Origin of the sequence: Pseudoalteromonas sp. Isolate6 (genome assembly GCF_022398435.1) — a bacterium.
In the GTDB taxonomy this organism is placed as follows: domain Bacteria; phylum Pseudomonadota; class Gammaproteobacteria; order Enterobacterales; family Alteromonadaceae; genus Pseudoalteromonas; species Pseudoalteromonas galatheae.
In genome coordinates this window covers 1-2,119 of the sequence record NZ_JAKEVK010000355.1, presented here as the reverse complement: position 1 = coordinate 2,119, position 2,119 = coordinate 1, and the positions used below count along the sequence as shown (strand labels likewise).

Here is a 2,119-nt window from a genome sequence, read left to right as displayed (position 1 = left end):
GTATAAAGGACTAATATACAATGAAAGTATTAAACAAAGTTTTGGGTGCGACAGTTTTAGCGCTAGGTGTATCTGCTGGTTCGGCTTCTGCTGCTGAAGTAAAAATCACAGAAGTAGATTATGGTAGCGTGGTCATCCAAACTGCTGAAGTTGTGTTAAACCACAGCCAAGCAGGCACTTTCTCTATGAATGTGAGCGAAAACCATTTAACTGTAAATGCTCAAGACTCTAATGGACGTAAGTTCCGCTGTGTAATGAATGGTGCTGTAAGCTACAGCGATCCTACTATTCTTGAAAGAGTAACGAACATCGCAGCGACAATCTCTGAAGGCGACAGAGTACAATTTGAGGTGCAAAAAAATGTAATACCTCAAGTTTGTCATGTTAAAAAAATGCTAAGCTTCTAAGCTTTGCTATTTGCAATGGAAAGTGTGCGCACCTTCCATTGCTTTAGGTACTCAGCTGCAATTCAATTGCCGTGAGCAAACACAACATCTAAATAGCAACAGCCGTTAAGCTCCATATTGGAATTAGCATATGTTCTAGTTGCTTACCTCTTTCTTGTTCAAACTTCAGGATTGATATTTCCTTATTCTGCAGGGACAATCTCCCAATCAGTGACATCAAGGTGCGTTTCAGTTGCTTTGCACAGGGCCGACCAAATCGTCACAAAATGCACTTTTTGAATATCGCTGCCACTGTGCATGATGCTGTTAGAAATTGCTTCTGTGCTTGGGGGCGCATAAAGTCTGGGATGTGAGTCTTTATACTTCTTATAGGCCCAACTATTTTGACCAAAGGTATCTTTTAACTGTTGCTTACGTCGAGTGATTTGGTCATTTTTGTCTTGTATTTCTTGATACGTTTGTTCAGCCTCAGGCCGTTTGACTATGGTGGTCTTTAAAATCAAGTTAGGTAAAGACACATTGGCTTGTGTGGCCATTTGTGTAAAGCCGTCTTGCATCTCTCTGAGGCGTTTGTTCCCTGTCGCTACCCTTTGTGAGCGTATTGTGCTTGGCCAAACGTTATCTAGCCTTAGCTTTGCCATGGTGGAGTTGCTGTGTACACCAAAATATTCGTCAGGCAGTCCTAGCATGTGTCCAAACTCATGAGTCATCACGATATATTTATGCGGTACGGTGCGATCAACATTATGGGGTGTGCGAATAACAATAAGTACACCCCCATCTTGGCCGGAAACTGTGTGGTTACGAGTGCGAGTTTTTAAGAAGGCTACCGCGTCTTTGGCCCATTGCTGTGATGTGTCGGCAACAATAGCAAAGTTGTCGCCGACAATGCGCTGGTTAATGTAATTAGCGACAGAGTTTGCTCGGCGTGATTCTAAATTGTACGTAAAGGTGCTGTCATTTTTACCTTTGAGACCAATAATATAAGCTTTAATACCAAGTACATCGGGCGTTCTGCGTGCTCTTATAATCGTTAAAAAACGGTCTAAGTAGCTCTTCATGTCGCTGGTTAGAATACGTTGATCCGATGAAAAAGTAATATAGTCGCCATCGCCCGCTGGTAGCAACCCCCTCAGTCCTGAGCGCAGCAAACCCTCTTTGTAATTGAAGATCCGCTCTTGGTTTTTGGTGATGTCAATTTCATTGGCAAAATTGTTAACATCGCAGACATGTGGAACCACGCCATGATTGATGCCGCCGCTAGACTTATACCGCGCAAGCTTTTTTACTTCTACAACATAACGACAGTACGCTGAGTTGTTCACCTCTGCAATGACAAAGTTAATGTCCATCACAAATTCTTCCCAGTTCTGCTTGGTACAGCGGATCTTATAATTGTTTTTCCACTTTTCTAAAATTACGCGTCTTGCATTACGTTTAAACTCATTTTTTTCATGCATTGACCACGAGAGTTGATCTTCGGTGTTGTCGATAAATCGATAAAAGATTTTAACAATTACGGTGATTTTCTTTTTGTGTGGTTCTACTTTGAGATCAAACTTGCCGATTTTTGTGGCAGGCACAAAGTCTTTAACAACTAAGTTGCCTCTAATGCCATCCCTGATGAAATTGTCTTTCATTTAAACCTCTTTGTATGACGCCAATTGGCGCAACTATAGTGGAATGTAAAAGTTGAATCAAAGTTAAAAAAC

At 41.5% G+C, this 2,119-nt stretch carries 2 protein-coding genes; one reads left to right on the top strand and one right to left on the bottom strand.

The annotated features are described in order from the left end of the window. The first annotated feature begins 20 nt into the window (after window positions 1-20). Window positions 21-407, top strand: coding sequence for a hypothetical protein (locus tag L1D50_RS22815; protein ID WP_128727245.1), 387 nt, complete (start codon window positions 21-23; stop codon window positions 405-407). Between the two features lie 182 nt (window positions 408-589). Here the strand turns inward: L1D50_RS22815 and L1D50_RS22810 are convergent, their stop codons facing one another. Beyond that, on the bottom strand, window positions 590-2,047 hold the full coding sequence (locus L1D50_RS22810; RefSeq protein ID WP_239966916.1) for a hypothetical protein: 1,458 nt from the start codon (window positions 2,045-2,047) through the stop codon (window positions 590-592). Window positions 2,048-2,119: the final 72 nt, after the last annotated feature.

Bases quoted from the DNA above. Each gene is read 5' to 3' on its own strand.
- L1D50_RS22810 (WP_239966916.1), bottom strand. From the start codon at position 2,047: ATGAAAGACAATTTCATCAGGGATGGCATTAGAGGCAACTTAGTTGTT.
- L1D50_RS22815 (WP_128727245.1), top strand. From the start codon at position 21: ATGAAAGTATTAAACAAAGTTTTGGGTGCGACAGTTTTAGCGCTAGGT.